The 653-nt window shown below is 65.5% G+C and carries 1 protein-coding gene; it reads left to right on the forward strand.

Annotated elements, in window-relative coordinates; genetic code table 11:
* Nucleotides 1-347 precede the first annotated feature (347 nt).
* Nucleotides 348-563 (forward strand): hypothetical protein, encoded by a 216-nt coding sequence (locus tag QZH66_RS17860; RefSeq protein WP_305807150.1) that lies wholly within the window; start codon nucleotides 348-350, stop codon nucleotides 561-563.
* Nucleotides 564-653 lie beyond the last annotated feature (90 nt).

Consider the following 653-nt stretch of genomic DNA (forward strand, 5'->3'; position numbering starts at 1 on the left):
CTCCCTCCCCTATGCCGACGGTGATTTCGGCGCCGCGTCCAACTGGACGCTGTCGAACAGCCGGGCCATGTCCGCCCGCTACCACCTGCTGGCCGGCGGCATGCCCACCACCAGCACGCTGCAGATCGTGGGCATGGCAGACCGCGCCCCGTTCGACGCCAATGACCCCAAGGCGGACATCAACCGCCGCATCGAGCTGCTCATCCTTACCAGCGAACATGCCGGCAACATCGCCGCCATGCTCGGTGTGCCAGGCGCCGTCACACCCTTGCTGCCCGGTGTGGACTCGGCCGTGCCCGAGCGCAACGCATTGACTGCAATGCGCGAGACCCTGANAGATCGTGGGCATGGCAGACCGCGCCCCGTTCGACGCCAATGACCCCAAGGCGGACATCAACCGCCGCATCGAGCTGCTCATCCTTACCAGCGAACATGCCGGCAACATCGCCGCCATGCTCGGTGTGCCAGGCGCCGTCACACCCTTGCTGCCCGGTGTGGACTCGGCCGTGCCCGAGCGCAACGCATTGACTGCAATGCGCGAGACCCTGAAAAAATTCCGTTGACCGTTGCCATGGAAACCAGACCCCGAGGCTATCGCATGAAAATCAACAGCACAGGCCTGCCTGCACTGCCCACCGCCGCCGCCATCCAGG

The organism is Stenotrophomonas sp. YIM B06876, from assembly GCF_030711595.1.
Classification (GTDB): Bacteria; Pseudomonadota; Gammaproteobacteria; order Xanthomonadales; family Xanthomonadaceae; genus Stenotrophomonas.

What these genes read in the sequence shown, in the direction of transcription:
- QZH66_RS17860 (WP_305807150.1), top strand. Translation starts at nt 348, where the DNA reads ATGGCAGACCGCGCCCCGTTCGACGCCAATGACCCCAAGGCGGACATC.